This is a genomic window from Actinomadura geliboluensis (assembly GCF_043197915.1).
Lineage (GTDB): Bacteria > Actinomycetota > Actinomycetes > Streptosporangiales > Streptosporangiaceae > Spirillospora > Spirillospora geliboluensis.
Map to the genome: position 1 here is coordinate 145764 of NZ_JBICUA010000011.1, position 23684 is coordinate 169447.

Genomic DNA, 23684 nt, shown 5'->3' on the forward strand with positions numbered 1-23684 from the left:
CCCCGCGTAACAATGCATCTAGGTGGTACAGGGCCGACCACCCCGGCCGCAATACGCACGGCGCTTCGCTGATGGTTTTGGTGCAGAGATCGTTACCGACCCGTTTTACGGTGCGTTTCGCCCTGTCCGAAACACCGCGAGGGTGCGGACGCAAACCCGTCCGCACCCTCGCCTCCCGTCGCGCCGCGACAGGGTCAGTCCACGACCACCAGGCCCCGCTCGGTGACGTTCATCGGCTCGTAGCCGTCCTCGGTGCACACGACGATGTCCTCGATGCGGGCGCCGTGCGGGCCGGGGTAGATGCCCGGCTCGATGGAGAACGCCATGCCCGGCTCCAGCGGCTCCCGGTTCCCGGCGACGATGTAGGGGTCCTCGTGCGACTCCAGGCCGATGCCGTGGCCGGTGCGGTGGAAGAAGTGCTCGCCGTGCCCGGCCGCGGCGATGATGTCGCGGCCCGCCGCGTCCACCGCCTCGGGCGTCGCGCCCGGCCGGACGGCCTCGCACGACGCGCGCTGCGCCTCCTCCAGCACCGCGTAGTAGGCGCGGTAGTCGGCGGGCGGCTCCCCGACGCAGTAGTTGCGGGTGGAGTCCGAGCAGTAGCCGCTCGGCATCGTCCCGCCGATGTCGACGACGACGGGCTCGCCGGGCCGGATCACGCGGTCCGACAGCTCCGCGTGCGGGTTCGCGCCGTTCGGGCCGGACCCGACGATGACGAAGTCGACGCGGGCGTGGCCCTCGGCGATGATCGCGTCGGCGATGTCGCGGCCGACCTCCCGCTCGGTGCGGCCGGCCTTGAGCAGGCCGGGCACGAGGCGGTGCACGCGGTCGATCGCGGCGCCGGCCTCGCGCAGCGCCGCGACCTCGGCGGCGGACTTGCGCATCCGCAGCTCGCGCAGCACCGGCCCGGCCGCGACCTGCTCGGCGCCGGGCAGCGCGGCGCGGAACCGCAGCGCCATGACCGCCCACATCCGGTCGGCGACGCCGATCTTCCCCGCCTTCGGCAGCCGGGCCGCGGTCAGCGCGTACGGGTCGTCGGTCTCGTCCCACGGCACCAGCTCGACGCCGAGCGCCCCGACCGGGGACTCCTGCGCGGCGGGCAGCTCGAGCCGGGGGACGACCAGGAACGGCTCCCCCTCGGCGGGCACCGCGAGGCACGTGAGGCGCTCCAGCTGCAGCGCCTCGTAGCCGGTGACGTAGCGCAGGTCGGGGCCGGGGGTCAGCAGCACGGCGCCGAGGCCCGCCTTCGCCGTCGCCTCCCGCACCCGGCCGATGCGCTCCGGCGGATACAACTCCGTTGTCACACCCGTCTCCATTCTCAGGTCCTGTCCGATGGCGGTACCAGGATCCCAGGAGCGGCGGAGCGGCGGAGCGTCGGACCCGCGTGGGAGCATGGCGCCATGAGCGGGTTGATGCTGCTGGACACGCCGTCGCTGTACTTCCGCGCCTTCTACGGGGTGCCCGAGTCGGTGACGGCGCCGGACGGGACGCCGGTGAACGCGGTGCGCGGGCTGATCGACATGATCGCGCGCCTCGTCCAGGACCGCGCGCCGGACCGCCTGGTCTGCTGCATGGACGCCGACTGGCGGCCGGCGTTCCGGGTGGCGGCGCTGCCGTCCTACAAGGCGCACCGGGTGGCCGACGACGGCGGCGACCAGACCCCGGACGCGCTGGAGGAGCAGCTCCCGGTGATCGACGCGGTGCTGGACGCGGTCGGCCTGGCCCGGGTGGGCGTCGCCGGCTACGAGGCCGACGACGTGATCGGCACGCTCGCGGTGCGCGGCGCGGCCGCGGGGCCGGTCGACATCGTCACCGGCGACCGCGACCTGTTCCAGCTCGTCGACGACACCGGCCCGGTCGCCGTCCTCTACACCGCGCGCGGCATCCGGAACCTGCAGGTGATGGGCGAGAAGGAGGTCGCGGCCAAGTACGGAATCCCGGGCCGCGGCTACGGCGACTACGCGACGCTGCGCGGCGACCCCAGCGACGGCCTGCCGGGGGTGCCCGGCGTCGGCGACAAGACGGCCGCCGCGCTGGTCACCCGCTTCGGCTCGGTCGACGGCATCCTCGCCGCGCTGGACGCGGGCACCGACGCGGGCTTCCCGGCGGGCGCCCGCCGCCGCATGGAGGCGGCCCGCGAGTACCTGGCCGCCGCCGAGACGGTGGTGCGGGTGGTCACCGACATCGACGCCCCGGAGCTGGCGGCCCTGGACGACCGCCTCCCCGCCGAGCCCCGCGACGCCGAGGCCCTGGTGGAGCTCGCCGACCGCTGGAACCTCGGCAGCCCCGTCAACCGCCTCCTGAACGCCCTCTCCCGCTGACACACCTGGAGGCCCCCCGCGACGGCACGGGCGGGGTTTCGCTGCAAGTTTCGGCAAAAGTGTCATAAGACGCAGACACGGCGTTCCGCGGCGTGCAGCATGCGAGACGGTGACGGGTTGTCATGGGCGCATGCAGACGACCGGTACCCGCGGCACTGGGCCTCACCGCCCCACTCCCCCCATGTGCCGGGGGTGCCGGTTCACCCGGGCGTGCGCGGGGGCGGATGCGCGGTGAGCGGGCGGGCGGTGAGCGAGCGGGCCGAGGCGCGCGGCGGGCGGTTCTGGGACGCGCTGGACGGCCGGGAGCGCGCGGCGCTGCGGGAGGCCGGCCGGTCGCGGGTCTACCGGGCGCGGGCGCCGCTGTGCTACCAGGGCGACGACTCCGACCACATCATCGTCATCGAGTCGGGGTGGGCGAAGGTCGTGGCGTCCAGCGCGGACGGGCACGCGGTGGTGCTGGCGGTGCGCGGCCCCGGCGACCTGGTGTGCGAGAGCGCGGTGCTCGGGCGGCGGGAGCGGTCGGCAACGGTGCAGGCGCTCGACCAGGTGCGGGCGCTGCTGGTGCCGGCGGCGCGGTTCACCGCGTTCCTGGACGCCCATCCCGGGGTGTGGATGCTGGTCAGCGGCACGTTCGTGCGGCGCCTGGACGACGCGGGCCGGCGGCTGCAGGCGCACGTGTCGGCGCAGGGCCCGCGGCGGCTGGCGATCCTGCTGGCGGACCTCGCGGAGATGTCGGCGCGGCAGGGCGCGGCGGGCGCCGGCGCGGCGGTCCCGATCGGGCCGCCGCTGTCGCAGGAGGAGCTCGGCAGCTGGATGGACGCCTCCCGGGAGACGGTCGCGCGGGCGCTGGCGGTGCTGCGGGACGCTGGGCTGGTGCGCACCGGCCGGCGCCGGATCACGGTGCTGGACCCGCGGGGGCTGCGGGCTTTCGCGGACGGCGCCTTTACATTGTAGATTCCTAACGATCCGGGCTTTTCGTCCCGTACGCTCGTGCTGTGCCGCGCCGACCGCTGCGACTCCGCACCGCCGAGGCCGACGCCGAGGTCCGCGCGGGACTGGACCGGATCCGCGCCGAGTTCTCGGTGCCCGGCCCGTTCCCGCCCGCGGCCCTCGCGGAGGCCGCACGGGCCGCGGCTCCCCCGGACGGCCGCGCCGACCTGCGCGAGGTGCCGTTCTTCACCCTCGACCCGCCGGGCTCGCTGGACCTGGACCAGGCGATGCACCTGGAGCGGCGCGGGTCCGGGCACCGGGTGCGGTACGCGATCGCGGACGTGGCCGGGTTCGTGCGGCCCGGCGGCGCGCTGGACGCCGAGGCGCACGCCCGGGGCGTCACCCTCTACCTGCCGGACGCGAACGCGCCGCTGCATCCGCGGCGGCTGTCGGAGGGGACCGCGAGCCTGCTGCCGGGCCGGGACCGCCCGGCCGTCGCGTGGACGATCGACGTCGACGCCGCCGGGCGGATCACCGGGGTGGACGTGCGGCGCGCCGTCGTGCGCAGCCGCGCCCGGCTCGACTACGCGACCGCGCGCCACGACGACGGCGATCCGCGGATCGCGCTGCTCGGCGAGGTCGGCGAGCGGCTCATCGCGGCGGAGGCGGCGCGCGGCGGGGTGAGCCTGCCGCTGCCGGAGCAGGAGGTCGCGCACGCGGACGGCGGGTGGGCGCTGAAGCTGCGCGGGGACCTGGCGACCGAGGCGTGGAACGCGCAGATCTCGCTGCTGACCGGCCGGGCGGCGGCGCGGCTGATGCTGGCGGGCGGGGTGGGGCTGCTGCGCACGATGCCGCCCGCGCCCGCCGAGGCGGTGGCGCGGCTGCGGCTGGCGGCGCGGGCGCTCGGGGTCGCCTGGCCGGCGGACGCCTCCTACGGCGACATCGTCCGCGCCCTCGACCCGGCCGTGCCGCGGCACGCGGCGTTTCTGCACGACGCGGCGGGGCTGATGCGCGGCGCCGGCTACACCGCGTTCGACGGCGCGGCGCCGGGGCAGGCGGCGCACGCCGCGGTGGCCGCCCCGTACGCGCACGTCACCGCGCCGATCCGGCGGCTGGCGGACCGGTACGCGACCGAGGTGTGCCTGGCCCTGGCGGCGGGGCGCCCCGTGCCGGGGTGGGTGCGGGAGGCGCTGCCGCGGCTGCCGGAGGCGATGCAGCGGGCGCTGCGGCGGGCCGCGGACGTCGACCACGCCTGCGTCGACCTCGTCGAGGCGCTGCTGCTGCGCGAGCACGTCGGGGAGGTGTTCGACGCGGTGGTGGTGGACGTGAGCGCCGACCGGTCGGGCGGCCGGGTGCAGCTGGTGGCGCCGCCGGTGTTCGGCCGCTGCGAGGGCGCGGACCTGCCGCTCGGCGAGCAGGTCAAGGTGCGGCTGGAGGAGGCGGACCCGGCGCGGCGCCGGGTCCGCTTCTCCCGGACGGAGTGAGCCCGCGCCGGAGTGAGCCAGCACGGGGTGAGCCCGCGCGGGGTGGGCCGGCGCCGGGGTCAGGCGGCGCTGAGCCGGAGCCGCTCGCCGAGTTCGGCGGTGACGGCGGCGTTGAGCCGGTAGGCGGCCTTGACCTCGCCGATGACGGCCTCCTGCTCGGCGGCGTCCCAGGGCGCGGTGTCGAGCAGCTCGCGGTAGCGGTCCTTGTAGGACTTGGGCTTGCCGGGGAAGCGGTAGAAGCGGACGCCGTCCTCGCCGGCGGCGAGGTCGAGGGTGCGGCGGACCTGGCGGCCGATGTACTGCCCGCCGGACAGGTCGCCCAGGTAGCGGGTGTAGTGGTGGGCCACGAACCCGCCGGGCCAGTCGAAGCAGACCTCGCGCAGCCGGGCGCAGTACCGCTCGGTGGCCGTGTTCGGTTCGATGCGGGCGCGCCAGCGGGGCCCGTAGAAGTAGCCGAGGTCGGCCTCGAGCGCGTCGCGGCGGCGCAGGCCGGGGAGGTCGAACCGGCCGACGACGGGGTCGGCCGCCATCCGGTCGGCGGCCTCCTCCAGCAGGTCGTAGACCGGGTGCAGCTGCGCGACCAGGACCGCGTACTCGTCGCGGCCGAGGCGCCCCTCGGCCAGCGCGCTCATGTAGGCCGAGCCCTCGTTGTCGCCGTGGTCGTCCCAGGTCGCGGCGCGCAGCCGCGCGGAGAACAGCTCGTTTTCCGACGCCATGTCGGCTACTTTACCGACAGGGCGTCGGGAACGTCCAGCCGCCGGGCGTCAGCCGCTCAGCGCGGCGCGGGCCTCCTCGGTCATCCGGACGACCTCGTGCCGCACCTGGGGCCGCTCGGTGAGCCGCTCGGTGAACGGGATCCGGACGGGCTGCTCCACCCCGCCGTCGGTGACGGCGAACTCGATCCCGTCGGCGTCCAGCCCGGTCATGCGGGCCGCGGTGGCCCCGGGGCGGCCGCCGAGCGCCCGGCAGATGGTGAGGCAGTCGTCGGCGTGGTCGTCGTTCATGTGCCGCATGATCTGGCCGACGACGTCCTCGGTGAACGGCCCGGGGTCGGTCATGAAATGGTCCTTTCCCGCAGGTAGGGGCTGAAACGGACAGACTAGAGGGCCAGGCCCTTGTAGACGCGCAGGGCGTTGCCGCCGAGGACGAGGCCGAGGGTCTCCTCGTCGAGGCCGAGCCCGGCGAGGGCGCGGGCGTTGCGGGCGACGCCGGGGACGCCGGGCCAGTCGGTGCCGAAGACGAACTTGCGGGCCAGGCGGCGCAGGTCGTGCCGGGCGTAGTACTCGGGGAGCCGGCGCGGCGGCAGCCCGGACAGCTCGATCCACACCTCCTCGCGCGACAGCGCGAGGAACGCGGCGGCGTCGTACCACCAGCCCCGGCCGCCGTGCGCGAGCACGAACGTCAGGCCGGGGAACAGCCGCAGGACGTCGTCGATGGGCGTGGGGTCGGCGTACCGGTTGGCGGAGCCGGGGAACGAGCTGGTGCCGCAGTGGACGACGACGGGCACGCCCGCGTCGCGGCAGACCTGGTAGGCGGGGTACAGCTCGGGGTCGGCGACGCTGAACGCGCCGTGCACCGGGTGCAGCTTCAGCGCGGCGGCGCCGAACTCCAGCTGCCGGGCGACCTCGGCGTCGATCGGGTAGTGCAGGTGCGGGTTGACGTTGGCGATCGGCTTGAAGCGGCGCGGGTTGTACTTGAGCAGGGGCTCCAGGTCCTCGATGGGCTGGGTGCCGGTGGTCCGCGGGCTGTACTCGCACAGCAGCAGGGCGATGTCGACGCCCTCGCCCTCGAAGTAGGCGTCGACGCGCTCGGGGACGAGGGCGCCGTCGGCGCCGTAGAGGTCCTGCCAGGGGTGGGAGGCGCCGAACTCCTCGGCCCAGCGCCGCCACGCCGGCGGCAGGGTCGGGAGGCGGGCGGTGTGCACGTGCGCGTCGATCAGCGGACGTCCGTCGAGCATGCGGCGGAGCCTACCTGCCGCCGGGGCCCGTCCCGGCGGCGAGGGCGCCCATGACCGTGGTGACGAGGGCGTCGGCGGCCTCGTCGGCGGCCAGCCGGCCGCCGTCGACCTCCTCGGCGGCGGCGTGCATGAGCGCGTACACGACGCCCGCCTGCCAGCCCGCGGGGACGGCGGTGCCGAAGGCGCCCTCGGCGCGGCCGCGCTCGATGACGTCCTCGACGCGGGCGAGGACGTCGCCGTGCCGGGCGCGGACCCCGGCGGGGCCGAGGATCCGCAGCCCGGCGGCGAGCAGCGTGCGGTACCGGTCCAGGACCCCCCAGGACGAGCGGACCGCGCGGGCGAGGGCCTGGTCGGCGGGGCCGGCGCCGAGGTCGGCGGCGTCCAGCGCGGCGCCGGCGTCGGCCAGCGACCGGGTGAACAGCGCCTCGAGCAGGTCCTCGCGGGAGGCGAAGTGCCCGTACAGGGTGACCCGGCCGACGCCGGCGGCCTTGGCGATCTCGGTCATGCTGGCGCCGGGGTCGCGGGCGAAGCACCGCAGGGCGGCGTCCAGGATGGCCTCGATGTTGCGTTCGGCGTCGGCGCGGCGGCGGGTGGTCGCGGGCATGGGGCCAGGGTAGGGCTCAGTGGGCGAACACCGGGCCGTCGCCCGGGTCCGGCCGCCCGGCGCGGACGAGCAGCAGGGCGAGGACGGCGGTGGCGGCGCCCACCGCCGTGAACGCCGCGAACGCGGTGTGGAACCCGTCCACGGCCTGCCCGCCGACGCTGGCCCCGGCGAGCGCGGTCGCGAGGGCGATGCCGAGCGCGCCGCCGATCTCGTGCCCGGTGCTGACGACGCCGGACGCCAGCCCCGCCTCGTCGTGGGAGACGCCGTTCATCGCCGTGGCCGTCGCGCAGACGAACGCGGCGCCGAGCCCGGCGGCCAGCAGCACGAACCCCGGCAGCACGCCGGTGAGGGCGCTCCCGTCGGCCGGGAGCCGGGAGAGCAGGAACGCGCCCGCGGCGGCGAGCGCGAAGCCCGCGCCGGCGACGGGGCGCGGTCCGGCCCGTCCGGTGAGGGTGGACGCGGCGTGCGCGCCGGCGATGGTGGCGAGCGCGACGGGCAGGAACACCAGCCCGGTCTTCACCGCGGAGTAGTCCAGCAGGTTCTGCAGGTACTGGGAGATGAGGAAGAACCCGGACAGCAGCAGGCCGGACGCGGCGAGCATCAGCAGGTTGCCGGCGGCGATGGTGCGGCGGCGCAGCAGGCCGGGCGGGACGAGGGGCGTCGGCACGGACCGCTCGACCAGGAGGAAGGCGGCGGCGAGGACGGCGGCGCCCGCGAGCGGGACGAGCGCCTGACCGCTCCCCCAGCCCCGCTCGCCCGCCTTGACGAGCCCGTAGATGAGCGCGGCGGCGGCGAGCGTGACGGTCGCGGCACCGGCGAGGTCGAGGGGCCGGCGGGCCGGGGCGGCGGCCGGGACGACGCGGGGCAGCGCGGCCAGCACCGCCAGCCCGGCCGGGACGTTGACGTAGAACACCCACTCCCAGCCGGGTCCGCTGGTCAGCAGGCCGCCGAGCAGCACCCCGGCGGCGGCGCCGGTGCCGCCGATGGCGGCCCACACGCCGAGCGCGCGGGTGCGCTCGGGCCCGTGGAAGGAGGTCGTGACGATCGCCAGCGCGGCCGGGGACAGCAGGGCGGCGCCCACGCCCTGCGCGGCGCGCGCGCCGATGAGCGTCCCGGCGTCCCAGGCGAGCCCGGACAGCAGCGAGGCGGCGGTGAACAGCGCGAGCCCGATGAGGAACGCGCGCCGCCGTCCGAGGGTGTCGGCGAGGCGTCCGCCGAGCAGGAGCAGGCCGCCGAAGCACAGCGAGTAGGCGGTGACGACCCAGGTCTGCGCGCCGCGCCCGAGGGAGAGGTCGGCGGCGATGGACGGCAGGGCGACGTTCACCACGGTGAGGTCGACGATGAGCATGAACTGGGCGAGGCAGAGCAGGACGAGCGCCCACCGGCGGCGCGGAAGCCCGGCGCCGGACGGCTCGTGGTGCGGCGGCGCCGCGGAGGAGGTGTGCATGGGAAGACCCCTAACTCGAACATCGTTGTTCGAGTTAGGGTAGCCCGGATCGCACAGAACTTGAACAGTTCTGTTCGAGTTATTTAGGCGACGTCGGCGGACTCCTGCCCGTCGAGCCAGCCGAGGATCCCCTCGACGGCGTCCTTGCAGCCGCCGCAGCCCGTCCCGGCGCGGGTCGCGCGCGCCACGCCGGCGGCGGTGCGGGCGCCGGCCTGCCAGCAGGCGCGGATCTCCCCCTTGCTGACGTTGTTGCACTGGCAGACGGTGGCGGCGTCCGGCATCCGCACCGGCGACTCGGCCTCCGCCGCCGCGGACATGCCGGGGAACAGCAGCCCGAGGCGCTCTGCGGGCAGCGGCGCGGCGCGGTCGTAGAGCCGGGTGAGGGTCCCGGCGGCGGAGGTCTCGCCGAGCAGGATCGCGCCGATCAGCCGGCCGTCCCGGATCACCGCCTTCTTGTAGGTGCCGCGGGCGGCGTCGGTGAACCGGACGACCTCCACGTCCTCGTCGTCGTCGCCGAAGTGGGTCTCCCCCATCGAGGCCAGCTCGATCCCGGCGGCCTTCAGCCGGGTGATCTGCCGGGCGCCGGTGAAGCGGGCGGCGGGCTCGGTGCCGGCGAGCAGCCCGGCGAGCACCCCGGCCTGCTCCCAGGCGGGCGCGACCAGCCCGTACACCTCGTCGCGGTGCTCGGCGCACTCGCCGATGGCGCGGACGGACGGGTCGGTGACCGAGCGCAGCTCGTCGTCCACGAGCACGGCGCGCCCGACCGCGAGCCCGGCGGCGCGGGCGAGGCCTACCTCGGGCCGCACCCCGCAGGACAGGATGACCAGGTCGGTGGCGAGGGTCTCGGTGCCGCCGCCGGGCCGGGCCAGCTCGACCCCGGTGACGGCGCCGCCGGCGGTGCGCAGGCCGGTGACGTCGGCCTGCAGCCGCGTCCCGATGCCGAGCGCGGCGAGGGTCCGGGCCAGGACCCTCCCGGCGGCGGGGTCGAGCTGGCGCTCCATGAGGTGCCCGGCCAGGTGCAGGACGGTGACCTCCAGGCCCCGGCCGGCGAGCCCGCGCGCGGCCTCGATGCCGAGCAGCCCGCCGCCGATCACGACCGCGCGGCGCGCCGACGCGGCCAGCTCGGTGATGCGGCGGCAGTCGTCCAGCGTGCGGAACACCTGCGCGCCCTCGGGCAGGCCGTCGCGCAGGCCCGGCATCGGCGGGACGAACGCGGTGCTGCCGGTCGCGAGGACCAGCGTCCCGTAGCGGGTGGCGGTGCCGTCGGAGGCGTGCACGGTCCTCGCGGCGCGGTCGACGCGGACGGCCTCGACGCCGAGCCGGGCGTCGACGCCGTGGGCGGCGTACCAGGCGGCGTCGACCAGGCCGATGTGATCGGGCCGCGTCACCCCGGCGAGGACGTTCGACAGCAGCACCCGGTTGTAGGGGGCCTGGGTCTCGGCGCCGAACACCGTGATCGGGACGGCGGGGTCGCGGGCGCGCAGCTCGCCGACGAGCCGCGACCCGGCCATCCCGTTGCCGACCACGACGACGCGTTCGCCGTCCCGGGTCCGCGCGGTCATCGCTTCACCTCCAGCGGGAGCGGCTTGATCTGGTCGCGCTCGACCTCGAACGCGATGCTCGGGTCGGGGGTGCGCGGGGCGTTGACGAAGGACACGAACCGGCGGAGCCGCTCGGGGTCGTCGAGGGTGCCGCGCCATTCGTCGGTGTAGGACGCGACGTGGCGCTCCATCGCGGCGTCGAGTTCGGCGCAGATGCCGAGCCGGTCGTCCACGATGACCTCGCGGAGGTAGTCCAGGCCGCCGTCGAGGGACTCCAGCCACGTCGCGGTCCGCTGCAGCCGGTCGGCGGTGCGGATGTAGAACATCAGGAACCGGTCGATGTAGCGGAGCAGCTCCGCGTCGGTGAGGTCGGTGGCGAACAGGTCGGCGTGCCTCGGCCGCATGCCGCCGTTCCCGGCGAGGTAGAGGTTCCAGCCGTTCTCGGTGGCGATGACGCCGAAGTCCTTGCTCTGCGCCTCGGCGCACTCGCGGGCGCAGCCCGACACCGCCGACTTCAGCTTGTGCGGGGCGCGCAGCCCCCGGTACCGCAGTTCGAGGCGGATCGCCATGGCGGCCGAGTCCTGGACGCCGTACCGGCACCAGGTGGACCCGACGCACGACTTCACCGTCCGCAGCGCCTTGCCGTAGGCGTGGCCGGACTCGAACCCGGCGTCCACGAGCCGCCGCCAGATCTCCGGGAGCTGCTCGACGCGGGCGCCGAACAGGTCGATCCGCTGCCCGCCGGTGATCTTGGTGTAGAGGCCGAAGTCGCGGGCGACCTCGCCGATCACGATGAGCCTGTCGGGGGTGATCTCGCCGCCGGGGACGCGCGGCACGACCGAGTAGGTGCCGTTCTTCTGCAGGTTGGCCAGGAAGTGGTCGTTGGTGTCCTGCAGCGCGGCCTGCTCGCCCTCCAGGATGTGGCCGTTGCCGAGGCTGGCGAGGATGGACGCCACGGCGGGCTTGCAGATGTCGCAGCCCCGGCCCGTCCCGTGCTCCTCCACGAGCTGGGTGAAGCTGGTGACCCGCCCGGCGCGGACGATGTCGAACAGCTCGGCGCGGCTGTAGGCGAAGTGCTCGCAGATCGCCCGGCTGACCTCGATCCCGGCGGCGGTCAGCTCGGCGTCCAGGATGCGCTTCACCAGCGGGACGCAGCTGCCGCAGCTCGTCCCGGCGCGGGTGCAGTCCTTGACGCCGGGCACGTCGGTGAGGGAGTGCTCGGAGATCGCGCAGCGGATGCCCTCGGCGGTGACGTTGTTGCAGGAGCAGATGACGGCCGCGCCGGGCAGGTCGCCGCCGGCGGTCTCGGTCCCGCCGAACAGCATCTGCTCGGGCGCGCCCGGCAGACTCCCGCCGACGAGGGCGCGCAGCGTGCCGTAGGATTCGGCGTCGCCGACGAGGACGCCGCCGAGCAGGGTCTGCGCATCGTCGCTGACGACGAGCTTCTTGTAGACGCCCGCGACGGGGTCGGTGTAGGTGACGCCGAGCGCGCCCCGCTCGGGCCCGGCGGACGGGTCGCCGAAGCTGGCGACGTCGACGCCCATCAGCTTCAGCTTCGTGGACGTGTCGGCGCCCTCGAACACGGCGGTGCTGGCGTCCGACAGGAGCCGGTCGGCGACGACCTCGGCCATGGAGAAGCACGGCCCGACCAGCCCGTAGACGGTGCCGCCGGCCGCGCCGCCGACGAGGGCGCACTCGCCGATCGCCCAGATGGCGGGGTCCTCGGTGCGGCAGGCCTCGTCCACCGCGACGCCGCCGCGCTCCCCCACCGGCAGGCCGCAGCCGCGGGCCAGCTCGTCGCGCGGCCGGACGCCGGCGGAGAACACCACGACCTCCGCCTCGACCGCGGTGCCGTCGTCGAGGACGACGCGGCGGACGGCCCCGTCCTCCCCCGGCTCCAGCGCCCGGATCGGGACGCCGGTGCGGACGCTCAGGCCGAGGCCCTCGATGTGGCGGCGCAGCATCGCGCCGCCGCCCTCGTCGAGCTGGCGCGGCATCAGCCACGGCGCGACCTCCACCACGCCGGCGCGCAGCCCGAGGCCCTGCAGGGCGCGGGCCGCCTCCAGGCCGAGGAGGCCGCCGCCGACGACGGCGCCGCTGCCCCTGCCCCGCGCGTAGGCGCGGATCGCGTCGAGGTCGTCGATCGTGCGGTACACGAACACGCCGGGCAGGTCCGCGCCCTGGACCGGCGGCACGAACGGCGCCGACCCGGTGGCCAGGACGAGCGCGTCGTAGGGGACGGCGTCCCCGGCGGAGGTCGTGACGGTGCGGGCGGCGCGGTCGATCGCGGTGACGCGCTCGCCGGTGCGGACGGCGACCTCGCCGCCGTGCGCCGGGAACGCGAGGTCGGCGCCCTCCAGGTACGTCGTCAGCGCGACCCGGTCGTAGGCGCTCCGGGGCTCCTCGCCGATGACGGTGATGGTCCAGGTCCCCGCGGCGTCGCGCGCGCGCAGGGCCTCTACGAGGCGGTGCGCGGCCGGCCCGTGCCCGGCCACGACCAGCCGCCTGTCCGATGTGCTGTCGGCTCCCATGAACCCCGATGCTCGGCGGCCCTTATTTCCCGGAGAGATCACCGGTGTCACCCGCACGTTAACTGGAGCTCACCTCGCCCGGGCCCGGCAGTGGAGGCCCGTCCGGCTCCGTTCCCCCGAGCGCGGCCGCCGCAGGTCCGCCCGTTAGGCCACGTATGGGCGGGTAGGACGGACGGACAGGCCAGAACCGTCCGCGGAGAAGGGGTACCGCGATGGGCGAGTCGCAGCACCGTCCGGTGCAGGGCGAGCACCGCTACGAGCAGGAGGTCGGCTCGGCGCGCGAGCACGAGGAGCGGGCCGGCAAGAGCCTGGTCACCACCGACCACGAGGCGATCCGCCACTGGGCGGAGGAGCGCGGCGCCGAGCCGTCGACCGTGCCGGGCAGCGACTACGGCGGCCGGCCGGGCCGGCTGCTGTTCGACTTCCCCGGCTACGGCGGCGAGAACCTGGAGCACATCTCCTGGGACGACTGGTTCCGCACGTTCGACGAGCGCGAGCTGAACTTCATCTACCAGGAGCACAAGAAGGACGGTTCGCAGAGCAACTTCTTCCAGCTGGAGAACCCGCACACCGGCGACGGCGGCTGACCGGCCGCCGCCCGGGGCCGGCTGCCGATGGGCCTCAGGCGGGAGTGAGGACGAGCGTCGCGTCGTGCCCGCCGAACCCGAACGAGTTCGACAGCGCGGGCGCGGCGGGCACGATCGACCTAGGCTCGCCGTGCACGACGTCGACCAGCGCCGTCTCGGCGTCGGGGGCGGCGAAGTTGGCGGTGGGCGGGACGAGCCCGTCCGCCGCGCTCAGCAGCGCCACCATCGCCTGCAGGGCGCCGCCGGCGCCGAGGACGTGCCCGGTGACGCCCTTGGTGGCGGTGACGGGCGGGGTGCGGCCGCCGAAGCAGCGGTCGATCGCGAGGGCCTCGGCGCCGTCGTTGCCGCGGGTGCCGGTGGCGTGCGCGCTGATGTGCCCGACGCGGGAGGGGGCGAGCCCGGCGTCGGCGAGCGCGGCGGCCATGCACCGGGCGGCGACGGCGCCGTCCGGGCGCGGCCGCACGAGGTGCGCGGCGTCGGCGGCGCACCCGTACCCGGCGACCTCCCCGTAGACGCGGGCGCCGCGCGCGGCGGCCAGGTCGGCGCGCTCCAGGACGAGGAACGCGACGGCCTCCCCGACGACGAACCCGTCGCGGTCGGCGTCGAAGGGGCGGCCGGCGGTGTGCGGGGCCGGGTCGCGGCGGGCGAGGGTGCCGATGCGCGCGAACGCGGCCATCGCGAACGGGGTGAGGATCGCGTCGACGCCGCCGGCGACGGCGGCGTCGATCCGGCCGGCGCGGATGGCGAGGACGGCCTCGCCGATCGCGGTGGCGCCGCTGGCGCAGCCGGTGGAGAAGGTGAGGCAGGGCCCCTCGCAGCCGTGCCGGATGGACACGTTCGCGGCGACGGCGTTCGGCATGATCTTCGGAACGGCGGGGACCGGGACGCGGTCCAGCGTCCCGGCGTGCTCGTGGCCGCCGAGCGCGACGGTGGCGGCGAGCCCGGCGGCGGCGGTCCCCACGTAGACGCCGCGGCGGGCGGGGTCGCCGCCGGGGCCGGGCCCCGCGTCGGCGACGGCGTCGTCGGCGGCGGCCACGCCGAGCTTGGTCATCCGGTCGAGGCGGCGCCGCTCGGGCCGGGTGAAGTAGCGGTCCTCGTCCAGCGGCCGGGCGGGGCAGCCGAACGACACGGCGGTCCCGGCCTCCAGCAGCTCGGGGACGTGGACGGCCTGCGACTTGCCCGCGAGGACGGTCGCGAGCACCTCCGCGGGCGTGCCGCCGGCGGGGCTCTTCACGCCGAACCCCGTCACCACGACGCGGGGCGTCCCGTCCGCGCGCTGCTCAGCGGTCATCCGTCACCTCGCGGTCTGGGGGTTTCCCGCGGGAGGCGCGGGGCTTGGAAGCTAGCGCGGCGGCGCTCGTGGGAACTTGCCACCCCGTGCACATTCTTGTTGGCGGTTTTTGTCACCTGGGTGACACGGGCCACAGCGTGATCAGGCGTTTCGTCCCCCACTCGTCGCGGTCGTGCACCATGGAGGGGTGACGGAGGTTGTGGAGAACGCGGCGGGTGCGGGGATCGCAGCAGCGACGGAGGCGGGGGCCGAGGGGCTGCGGCTGCTGGCCGATCTCGTCGGGGACGGCGACGTGGTGGTGCTGAGCGGGGCGGGCCTGTCCACCGAGTCGGGCATCCCCGACTACCGGGGCGAGACGGGGCGGCGGCGGCCGGCGCAGCCGATGACCTACCAGGAGTTCACCGGCAGCGAGGCGGCGCGGCGCCGGTACTGGGCGCGCGGCCATCTCGGCTGGCGGCACATGGCGGGGGTCCGCCCGAACGCGGGCCACCGGGCGGTGGCCGAGCTGCAGCGGCGCGGGCTGCTCGCCGGGATCATCACGCAGAACGTCGACGGGCTGCAGCAGTCGGCCGGGGCGTCCGGGGTGATCGAGCTGCACGGGGCGCTGGACCGGGTGGTGTGCCTGGCGTGCGGCGCGCGGAGCCCGCGCGCCGCGCTGGAGGCGCGGCTGCGGGCGGCGAACCCCGGCTTCGAGGCGCGCGCGGAGGCGATCAACCCCGACGGCGACGCGGTCCTGCCGGACGCGGCCGTGGCGGAGTTCCGGCTGGTGGGCTGCGAGCGGTGCGGCGGGCCGCTCAAGCCCGACGTGGTCTTCTTCGGCGAGAACGTCCCGCCGGCCCGGGTGCGGGACTGCTACGCGCTCACCGAGGGCGCGGGGGCGCTGCTGGTGCTCGGGTCGTCGCTGACGGTGCTGTCGGGGTACCGGTTCGTCCGGCACGCGGCGCGGCACGGCGTCCCGGTCGCGATCGTGAACCGGGGCGCGACGCGCGGCGACGAGCACGCGCTGGTGACGCTGGACGCGCCGCTCGGCTCGACCCTCACGGCCCTCCTGGACGAGTTGGGGCGGTAGGCGGTCACCCTCCGGCGCCGGGCAGCGCCGTCGCGGCGGGCGCCGTGGACGCCCGCGAGCCGGGCGGGGCGGGCGGCGGCGGGTCGTCCACGGCGGGCGGGTCGGGCAGCGTGTCGCCGGTCACGAACCCGGTGGCCTCCAGCTGCCTCATCTGCTCGTTGACCAGCGGCTGCGCCTGCTCGGCGAACCGCCGCACGAGGGTGTTGCGGGTGGCGGCACGGACGGCGCCGAGCTCGGTGTAGAGCAGGCCCTGCGCCATCCGCGTCCGCGCGACGGCGGTCTTGTCGTAGTCGTTGCCGGACTTGCCGGTGATCTCCGACATCCAGCTCTGCTGGTCGGAGGTGGGCCGGTCGGGCAGCGGGACGCCCAGCCGCGCGGCGGTCTGCCGGTTCAGCCGGTCGAGCCGGGCGTGCTGAGCGGCGGACGCGGCGAGCGCGCGGCGGGTCGCGGGCCGGGCGGCGCGGCGCTGCGCCTGGCGGGCGACGGGGATCTCCCACAGCGCGGCCTGCCGGACGCGGACGAGGACGTCGCGGTCGGCGGGGCCGAGCGGGCCCCAGTCGGTGGTGACGGTGGACTGGGCCGCGGCCTCGCCGCCCGCCTTCGGCGCCACCGCGGCGCCGTCGGTGGCCTGCCGGCCGGCGGGCTGGCAGCCGGCGAGCGGCAGTCCCGCGGCGAGCGCCGCGGCCAGCGCGGCGGCGGCCGCCGCGGCGGCCGGTCGGGGGCGGGGCATCCGGGACCGCCTTCCGGTCGGGGGAAACGGCGTCACGGCAGCAGTACGCACGTCCCGGCGGCCGGGTTCGACGGGCCGGGCCCAGAGGTCGGGCCGGGAGGGCGGGCCGAGAGGTCGGGCCAGGGGTCAGGTCCAGCCGAGCTGGGCGACGGCGGTGACCGGGGGCTCCCCGCCCGCCTCGGTGAAGGCGCGCAGCGCGGCGACGAGGGCGCGGCGCTGCCCGGCCGGCATGCGCGCGACGACCTCGGCGATCTCGGCGCGGCGGCGGGCGGTGACGTCGTCGACGATGCCGCGGCCGGCGGCGGTCACCTGGATGCGGACCTCGCGGCCGCTGCGCGGGCTGGCCTCGCGGCGCACGAGCCCGGCGGCGGCGAGCCGGTCCACCATCCGCATCGCGGTGGAGGGGTTGACCTCCAGCAGCCCGGCGAGCGTGACGAGCTTGGACGGCCCCTGCGAGGACAGCACGACCAGCAGCCGGAACTGCGGCAGCGTGACGGCGTCCTCGACCGCGGCCAGGGACCGCGCCGAGACCGCCACCAGCAGCCGGGAGGCGGTGAGCAGCGCCGAGGTGACCTCGTCGACGCCCGCGTCCGCGTCCTCGTTCATGACCACTTTCTACAGGGCCGAGCCCGCGCGGCGCCAACGCGCCCCGGGCGGTTCCGGGCGGTCATCCGCGCCGCCGCGCGGGCAGCAGCTCGTCGAGCAGTTCGGCCAGGTGGCGGGGCCGGGCCCGGGTGCCGGCGGTGATCTGGGTGCGGCAGGAGAAGCCGTCGGCGAGCACCTCGGTGCCGGGCGCGGCGTCCCGGACGGCGGGCCACACCCCCTGCTCGGCGATCTTCACCGACACCTCGTAGTGGCCGCGTTCGAAGCCGAAGTCGCCGGCGAGGCCGCAGCAGCCGGCGTCGAGGACGTCCACGTCGACGCCGGCGCGGGCCAGCACGCGCCGGTCGGCGTCGAAGCCCATGACGGCGTGCTGGTGGCAGTGGGGCTGCGCGACCGCGCGGACCCTCGGGGTGTCGAGGCCGGCGACGACGCCGTGCGCCGCGCCGGGCGAGGGGCCGCCGGCCTCCTGCTGGCGCTCGTCGAGCAGTTCGGCGAGGGTCCGGGTCCGGTCGCGGAGCAGCCGCGCGTCGGCGGCGAGGGGGTCGTCGTGCAGCAGCTCGGGCGCGTCCGCGCGGAACACGGCGGTGCAGGACGGTTCCAGCCCGACGACGGGGACGCCGTCGCGCAGCCGGGGCGCCAGCGCCCGGACGGTGCGGCGCAGCACCCGCGCGGCCGTGCCGAGCTGCCCGGTGGAGATCCAGGTCAGGCCGCAGCACAGCGGGGCGGGCGGCACCTCGACCCGGTATCCGGCGGCCTCCAGGACGCGGACGGCGGCCCTGCCGATGTGGGGGTGGAAGCTGTTGGTGAAGGTGTCGGGCCACAAGACGACCCGGTCGCCGCCGGGCCCGTCCGGCGCGGGGCGCCGCTTGAACCAGTCGGTGAACCGCTCGGCGGCGAAGCGCGGCATGTCGCGGCGGGGGTCGATGCCGCCGATCCGCTTGGCGGCGCGGCCGAGGCCGGGCAGGTGCAGGGCGGTGTTGGCGGCGCGGGGCGCGACCGCGGCCAGCCGCGCCCACACCGGCAGCCAGCCCATCGTGTAGTGCGCGGGCGGCCGGATCCGTCCCGCGTAGTGGTGGTGGAGGAACTCGGCCTTGTAGGTGGCCATGTCGACGTTGACGGGGCAGTCGCTGCGGCAGCCCTTGCACGCCAGGCACAGGTCGAGGGCGTTGCGGACGTCCTGCGAGCGCCACCCGTCGGTGATGACGGCCGCCTCGTCGCCGCCGGTCCCCGAGCCGCCGCCGGGCATGCCGCGCATCATCTCCATCAGGATCCGGGCGCGGCCGCGGGTGGAGTGCTCCTCGTCCCCCGTCGCCCGGTAGCTCGGGCACATGACGCCGCCGGAGGAGGCGCGGCACTTGCCGATGCCGACGCAGCGGGCGGCGGCGTGGGTGAACCGGTGGTGGTCGTCGGGGAAGGCGAACCGCGTGCGCGGCTCGGCGGGGCCGTAGGCGAGGTGGTCGAGGTCGTCGTCCAGCCGCCGCGGGTGGACGATCTTGCCGGGGTTCATCCGGTTCGCCGGGTCGAAGACCGCCTTGAACCGCTCGAACAGCCGGACGACCTCGGCGCCGAACATCAGCGGCAGCAGCTCGCCGCGGGCCTGCCCGTCGCCGTGCTCGCCCGACAGCGACCCGCCGTAGGAGGCGACGAGCCGGGCGGCGCGCTCGACGAACCGGCGGTAGGCGGCGGCGCCCTCGGGGTCCTCCAGGTCGAAGGGGATGCGGGTGTGGACGCAGCCCTGCCCGAAGTGCCCGTACAGGGAGACGGGCCCGTAGCCGAACTCGCGGATGAGGGCGCGGAAGTCGCGCAGGTAGTCGCCGAGCCGGTCGGGCGGGACGGCGGAGTCCTCCCAGCCCTCGTGGGTGTCGGGGCGCCCGGGCGGGTAGGCGGTGGCGCCGAGGCCGGCCTCGCGGACCTTCCAGAGCAGCTCCTCCTCGGCGGGGTCGCGGACGAAGGTGTGCCGCGGCGGGTTCGGCCCGGCCGCCACCCGCTCGATGAGGTCGCGGGCGCGCGCGTCGGCGGCCTCCTTGGTGTCGCCGCCGAACCGGACCATCAGCCAGCCGGCGCCGCCGGGCATGTCCTTCACCACGCGCGGCCCGGCCAACCGGTGCCGCTTGGCGAGGTCGAGGAGCCGCTCGTCCATGCCCTCCAGGGCGAGCGGCTCGGACGGCAGGATGCGCGGCACGGCGTCCCCGGCGAGGGCGATGTCGTCGTAGCCGAGGACGACCAGCGACTGGTGCGCCGGGACGGGCACCAGCTCGATCTCGGCGCGCAGGACGGTGACCAGCGTGGACTCCGACCCGACGAGGGCGCGGGCCACGTCGAAGTGCTTCTCCGGCAGCAGCGAGTCGAGGTTGTAGCCGGACACGCGGCGCGGGATGGCGGGGAAGCGGGTGCGGATCGGCTCCAGCCCGTCGTCGCGCAGCTCGCGCAGCGCCCGGTAGATCTCGGCGCGCCGGCCGCCCGCCGCCTGGATCCGGGCGTACTCCTCCTCGCCGGTCTCCCCCACCCACATCCGGACGCCGTCGTAGGTGAGCACCTCCAGCCGGACGACGGAGTCGACCATCTTCCCGTACGCCTGCGCGGACGCGCCGCACGAGTTGTTGCCGATCATCCCGCCGATCGTGCAGGTGTCGTGGGTGGACGGCTTGGGCCCGACCATCAGCCCGTGCCCGGACAGCTCGGCGTTCAGGTCGTCCAGGCAGGCGCCGGGCTCGACGACGGCGCGGCGCGCCGCGGTGTCGAGGGAGACCAGCCGCCGGCAGTACTTCGACCAGTCGATGACGACGGCGGTGTTGACGCACTGCCCGGCGAGGCTGGTGCCGCCGCCGCGCGACAGGACGGGCGCGCCGTGCTCGGCGCAGACGCGGACGGCCTCGGCGCCGGCCTCGACGCCGCGCGGCACCACCGCCCCGATGGGCGGCCGCTGGTAGTTGGAGGAGTCGTGCGCGTAGGCCGCGCGCGACCCGGGGTCGAACCGGACCTCTCCGTCCACGCGCTCGGTGAGGGCGCGCCGGAGCGCGTCCCACTCCTTGTGCTTTGCCGAAACTGCCATGGCGCAACGCATACCCAGGGGGACGCACGCAACCGTCTGCCGTGCCGCACAGTGTCCACCATCGGCCCACTCGTCACACTGATCCCTGTAAATCCCTTTTGAGATACTTCACTCTTGATCATGTCGAGCCGGCCCACCCCTGGATCACCCGTCCTGGAGGGACGTCCATGCGAACACGGCACGCGGGCGGCATCGCCTTCGCCCATCCGCCGGCCTTCTGGGCCGGGTTCCTCGCCTGCGTGGCGGGGGTGCTGCTGCACCTGCCGATGTACCTCGGCGCCGCGGACATGCACTACATGATGCGCGGCATGGCGATGGACGCGCCGATGACGGCCGGGATGGCGCTGATCGTGGCGGGCCTCGCCGCCACCGCCTACGGGCTGGTCCCGCGCGGGCCCGCCCCGTCCCGCGGCGCCGGGGAGCCGCGGATCCGCGCCGCGTACGGCGCGCCGCTGCGGCGCGCCCACATCGGGCTGCTGCTGGTGACGACGACGGCCGTGACCATCGACGCGATGAAGCCGATCTCGCTGTCGTTCGTGGCGCCGGGGATGGGCGCGGAGTACGGCCTGAAGTCGCCGCTGAACCCCGGCGGGCACTGGCCGGTCGCGCTGCTGCCGCTGTCCGGCCTGACCGGGACCGTGCTCGGCTCGTTCCTGTGGGGCTGGCTCGGCGACCGCATCGGGCGGCGGCCGTCGATCCTGCTGGCCGGGGTGATGTTCGTGACGACGGCGGTGTGCGGGGCGATGCCGTCGTTCTCCTGGAACCTGGTGATGTGCCTGCTGATGGGCGTCGCGGCGGGCGGGATGCTGCCGATCACGTTCTCGCTGCTGGCCGAGACGATCCCGGGCCGGCACCGCGGGTGGGTGATGGTGCTGATCGGCGGGAACCTGGCCCTCGCCTACGTCGTCACCAGCGCGCTGTCGTCGGCGCTCGTCCCGCACTACTCGTGGCGGATCCTGTGGCTGGTCGGGCTGCCGACCGGCGTCCTGCTGATCGCGCTGAACCGGTGGATCCCCGAGTCGCCCCGGTTCCTGCTCGCGCGCGGCCGGGAGGCCGAGGCGCGGCAGATCATGGCGCGGTACGGCGCCGTCGAGGAGACCGCCGCCGGGCGGGAGGCCGGGCGGGAGCCGGAGGCCGCGCACGGCGCGGGCTTCGGGCCGCTGTTCCGGCCGCCGTTCACCGGGCTGAGCCTCGCGGTGGTCGTGCTCGGCCTCGGGATCGGCCTGGTCACCTACGGCTTCCAGCTGTGGATCCCGTCCAACCTGCAGAAGCTCGGGCTGGCGCAGCAGGCCGCCGACCGGGCGCTGCGGGACTCGGCGGTGCTCGGCCTGCCGCTGGTGTTCGTCGCCGCCGCCATGTACGGGCTGTGGAGCGCCAAGAAGACCATCGTGGCGCTGACCGCGCTGGTCGCCGCGGCGCTGGCGGTGTTCTCGGTGGCGGGCGAGTCGCTCGCCCACGACCGGACGTGGCTGTACGTGCTGCTCGCGGGGCCGATCGTCGGCACCGCGACGATCGCGGCGGTGCTGGCCGCCTACAGCTCGGAGATCTACCCGACGCGGATCCGCTCGCGCGGCTCGGGCCTGTCGGCGGGGGTCGGCAAGCTCGGCGGCGTCGCGGTCACGGCGGTGCTGGCCGCGGGGGCGGCGGTCCCCTCGATCGGGCAGACGGCGCTGCTCGGCGCGGTGCCGCTGCTGGCCGCGGTCCTGGTGGTCGCGGTGTGGGGGGTGGAGACGCGGGCGGGGCGCGGCTCAGTCCGCGAGCCGGCTCGCGGTCTCCAGCAGTAGGGCGTGCACGAACGCCTGCGGGATGTTGCCGCGCAGCTGCCGCTGCCGGACGTCGTACTCCTCGGAGAACAGGCCGCTGGTCGCGCTGCCGGACCGGGTGCGCTCGAAGGTGCGCAGCGCGCGGGCGGTGTCGCCGGCGCGGTGCTCGGCGAGGGCGAGGACGAACCCGCACAGGGTGAAGGCGCCCTCGGCGACGCCGAGCGGCTCGTCCCCGACCCGGTACCGGTAGACGAAGCCCTCCTGGACGAGTTCGGCGCGGACGGCCTCCAGCGTCGCGGCGCTGCGCGGGTCGCCGGCGGGCAGGGCGCCGCGCAGCGGCGGGATGAGCAGGGCGGCGTCCACGCGGTCGTCGTCGGCCGCGCGCCGCCACCGGCCGCCGGGGGTGAGGGCCGTGCGGGAGGTCTCGGCGAGGATCGCGTCGGCGAGGGAGGTCCAGGCGGCGGCGTCGGCGGGGCCGCCGAGGACGCGGGCGGCCTGCCGCAGCCCGGCCGCGCAGATCAGCCGGGAGTGGGTCCACAGCCGGTCCTCGGTCTCCCAGATGCCGGCGCCGGGCTCGTGCCAGCGGCGCGCGATGGCGTCCGCGGCGACGCGGGCGGCCTCGCGGGCGCCGGGTCCGGCCCGGTCGTGCTCGGCGGCGGTGGCGAGCAGCAGCAGCGACTCGCCGACGGCGTCGAGCTGCCACTGCGCGCTCGCCCGGTTGCCGGTGACGGCGGTGGCGCCGGGGTAGCCGGGGAGCGCGCTGGGGCGCTGGCCGGGCACCGCTCCCCCGGCGACGGTGTAGGCGGGGCGGAGCCGGTCGCCGTCGGCCAGCAGGCGCGCGGTGACGAAGCCGGCGGCGCTGCGCAGCACGTGCGGGGGGCCGCCGTGGGCGGCGACGGCGTGCCCGGCGAGGCACTGGTCGCGGATCCAGGCGTAGCGGTAGTCGAAGTTGCGGCCCTCGTCGGCGCGTTCGGGCAGCGCGGTCGTCGCGGCGGCGGCCATGCCGCCGGCGGCGCTGGTCAGCCCGGTCAGCACCCCGTAGGCCAGCCGGGCGTCGCGGGGCGCGGCGGTGTCGTCGCAGGAGGGGACGGCCGCCCGCCAGTCGCGCTCGGTGGCCTCCCACAGCGCGCCGGGGTCCAGGTCCGCCGGGGGCTCCCCGGCGGACTCGGCGGCGATCTCCAGTACCAGGTCGCGCGACTCGCCCTCGGCGAGGTCGAACGTCACGGCGAGGACGGCGCCGCCGTCGGCGCCCTCCCGCACGAGCGCCTCGCCGGCGCCGCGCCAGTGTATCCGGGCGCCGCCGGCGCGGGCCGTCCAGTACGGGTCGCGGTGGTGCAGGTCCCGCATGCGGGCGCCGCCGGGGCGCACGTCCAGCAGGGCGCGCAGCCGGGCGCCGCCGCGGACGGCGCGGCAGCGGCGCAGGACGACCGCGCGGTCGGGGAGGGCGGGCCGGGCCAGCGCCTCGCGGCACTCGACGATCGCGCCCTCCCCGGTCACCCAGCGGCTGTGCCAGATGAGGCCGTGGTCCTCGTAGTAGCCGCCCCACACGAACCGGTCGCACACCGGCCGGACGTCGTAGCCGCCCGGCCCGCCGAGCAGGCCGGCGAAGGCGGGCTCGGAGTCCCAGCGGGGGAAGCACAGCCAGGCGTGCTCGCCGTGCGGGCCGACGAGGATCCCGCGCTCGCCGTCGGCGATGAGGGCGTAGTCGCGCAGGGCCTTGGGCATGGCGGCCATCCGCGCCGAGGGGTCGGTCAGCATGGCCCTCCCCTACCCGCCG

The 23684-nt window shown here is 76.2% G+C and carries 19 protein-coding genes; 6 read left to right on the plus strand and 13 right to left on the minus strand.

The window, feature by feature from the left end:
• Positions 1-194 precede the first annotated feature (194 nt).
• On the minus strand, positions 195-1301 hold the full coding sequence (locus ACGFI1_RS32110) for a M24 family metallopeptidase (protein ID WP_386865594.1): 1107 nt from the start codon (positions 1299-1301) through the stop codon (positions 195-197).
• A 96-nt stretch (positions 1302-1397) separates the two neighbouring features.
• On the opposite strand from ACGFI1_RS32110, the gene ACGFI1_RS32115 reads away from it, so the two are divergent.
• From ACGFI1_RS32115 to ACGFI1_RS32125, 3 genes are all read left to right on the plus strand, one after another.
• Entirely contained in the window at positions 1398-2318 is a 921-nt protein-coding gene (locus ACGFI1_RS32115; RefSeq protein WP_392790843.1) for a 5'-3' exonuclease, read from the plus strand.
• Positions 2319-2549: 231 nt separating this feature from the next.
• Positions 2550-3272 carry a Crp/Fnr family transcriptional regulator gene (locus ACGFI1_RS32120; RefSeq protein ID WP_392790846.1) on the plus strand — a complete coding sequence of 241 codons (723 nt, stop codon included), beginning with the start codon at positions 2550-2552 and terminating at the stop codon, positions 3270-3272.
• Between the two features lie 41 nt (positions 3273-3313).
• Positions 3314-4732, plus strand: a complete 1419-nt coding sequence (locus tag ACGFI1_RS32125) for an RNB domain-containing ribonuclease (RefSeq protein ID WP_138640370.1) — start codon at positions 3314-3316, stop codon at positions 4730-4732.
• Positions 4733-4791: 59 nt separating this feature from the next.
• Here ACGFI1_RS32125 and ACGFI1_RS32130 read toward each other — a convergent pair whose 3' ends face one another.
• The 7 genes from ACGFI1_RS32130 to nirB form a co-directional block, all read right to left on the minus strand.
• Positions 4792-5448, minus strand: a complete 657-nt coding sequence (locus ACGFI1_RS32130; protein WP_392790849.1) for a biliverdin-producing heme oxygenase — start codon at positions 5446-5448, stop codon at positions 4792-4794.
• A 48-nt stretch (positions 5449-5496) separates the two neighbouring features.
• Complete coding sequence (locus tag ACGFI1_RS32135) at positions 5497-5790, minus strand: DUF2470 domain-containing protein (protein ID WP_138640368.1); 294 nt, start codon at positions 5788-5790, stop codon at positions 5497-5499.
• A 41-nt stretch (positions 5791-5831) separates the two neighbouring features.
• The gene (locus ACGFI1_RS32140; protein ID WP_392790851.1) at positions 5832-6689 is read right to left on the minus strand and encodes an amidohydrolase family protein; all 858 of its coding nucleotides are present in this window, start codon (positions 6687-6689) and stop codon (positions 5832-5834) included.
• A gap of 10 nt (positions 6690-6699) precedes the next feature.
• Complete coding sequence (locus ACGFI1_RS32145; RefSeq protein ID WP_392790854.1) at positions 6700-7293, minus strand: TetR/AcrR family transcriptional regulator; 594 nt, start codon at positions 7291-7293, stop codon at positions 6700-6702.
• Between the two features lie 16 nt (positions 7294-7309).
• The gene (locus ACGFI1_RS32150; protein ID WP_392790857.1) at positions 7310-8740 is read right to left on the minus strand and encodes an MFS transporter; all 1431 of its coding nucleotides are present in this window, start codon (positions 8738-8740) and stop codon (positions 7310-7312) included.
• 83 nt (positions 8741-8823) lie between these two features.
• On the minus strand, positions 8824-10302 hold the full coding sequence (locus ACGFI1_RS32155; protein WP_301176295.1) for an FAD-dependent oxidoreductase: 1479 nt from the start codon (positions 10300-10302) through the stop codon (positions 8824-8826).
• Positions 10299-12812 (minus strand): nitrite reductase large subunit NirB, encoded by a 2514-nt coding sequence (gene nirB / locus ACGFI1_RS32160; protein ID WP_392790860.1) that lies wholly within the window; start codon positions 12810-12812, stop codon positions 10299-10301. The genes ACGFI1_RS32155 and nirB overlap by 4 nt, the downstream gene beginning before the upstream one ends.
• A gap of 212 nt (positions 12813-13024) precedes the next feature.
• Here nirB and ACGFI1_RS32165 point away from each other — a divergent pair, with 212 nt between their 5' ends.
• Entirely contained in the window at positions 13025-13399 is a 375-nt protein-coding gene (locus ACGFI1_RS32165) for a hypothetical protein (protein ID WP_386865577.1), read from the plus strand.
• A 34-nt stretch (positions 13400-13433) separates the two neighbouring features.
• On the opposite strand, the gene ACGFI1_RS32170 is transcribed toward ACGFI1_RS32165, so the two are convergent.
• Positions 13434-14690 carry a beta-ketoacyl-[acyl-carrier-protein] synthase family protein gene (locus ACGFI1_RS32170; protein WP_392790862.1) on the minus strand — a complete coding sequence of 419 codons (1257 nt, stop codon included), beginning with the start codon at positions 14688-14690 and terminating at the stop codon, positions 13434-13436.
• A gap of 223 nt (positions 14691-14913) precedes the next feature.
• Between ACGFI1_RS32170 and ACGFI1_RS32175 the strand changes: the two genes are divergently transcribed.
• A complete protein-coding gene (locus ACGFI1_RS32175; RefSeq protein WP_392735271.1) occupies positions 14914-15759 on the plus strand; it encodes an NAD-dependent protein deacetylase in 846 nt (281 codons plus the stop codon).
• A 4-nt stretch (positions 15760-15763) separates the two neighbouring features.
• On the opposite strand, the gene ACGFI1_RS32180 is transcribed toward ACGFI1_RS32175, so the two are convergent.
• The 3 genes from ACGFI1_RS32180 to ACGFI1_RS32190 form a co-directional block, all read right to left on the minus strand.
• The gene (locus ACGFI1_RS32180) at positions 15764-16489 is read right to left on the minus strand and encodes a DUF4142 domain-containing protein (RefSeq protein ID WP_387070032.1); all 726 of its coding nucleotides are present in this window, start codon (positions 16487-16489) and stop codon (positions 15764-15766) included.
• Between the two features lie 126 nt (positions 16490-16615).
• A complete protein-coding gene (locus ACGFI1_RS32185) occupies positions 16616-17095 on the minus strand; it encodes a MarR family winged helix-turn-helix transcriptional regulator (protein ID WP_301178144.1) in 480 nt (159 codons plus the stop codon).
• A 61-nt stretch (positions 17096-17156) separates the two neighbouring features.
• Complete coding sequence (locus ACGFI1_RS32190; protein WP_392790865.1) at positions 17157-20144, minus strand: FAD-binding and (Fe-S)-binding domain-containing protein; 2988 nt, start codon at positions 20142-20144, stop codon at positions 17157-17159.
• Positions 20145-20311: 167 nt separating this feature from the next.
• Between ACGFI1_RS32190 and ACGFI1_RS32195 the strand changes: the two genes are divergently transcribed.
• Positions 20312-21928 (plus strand): MFS transporter, encoded by a 1617-nt coding sequence (locus ACGFI1_RS32195; RefSeq protein ID WP_392790868.1) that lies wholly within the window; start codon positions 20312-20314, stop codon positions 21926-21928.
• On the opposite strand, the gene ACGFI1_RS32200 is transcribed toward ACGFI1_RS32195, so the two are convergent.
• Positions 21893-23665, minus strand: a complete 1773-nt coding sequence (locus ACGFI1_RS32200; RefSeq protein ID WP_392790871.1) for a glycoside hydrolase family 15 protein — start codon at positions 23663-23665, stop codon at positions 21893-21895. The genes ACGFI1_RS32195 and ACGFI1_RS32200 overlap by 36 nt on opposite strands.
• Between the last annotated feature and the right edge of the window lie 19 nt (positions 23666-23684).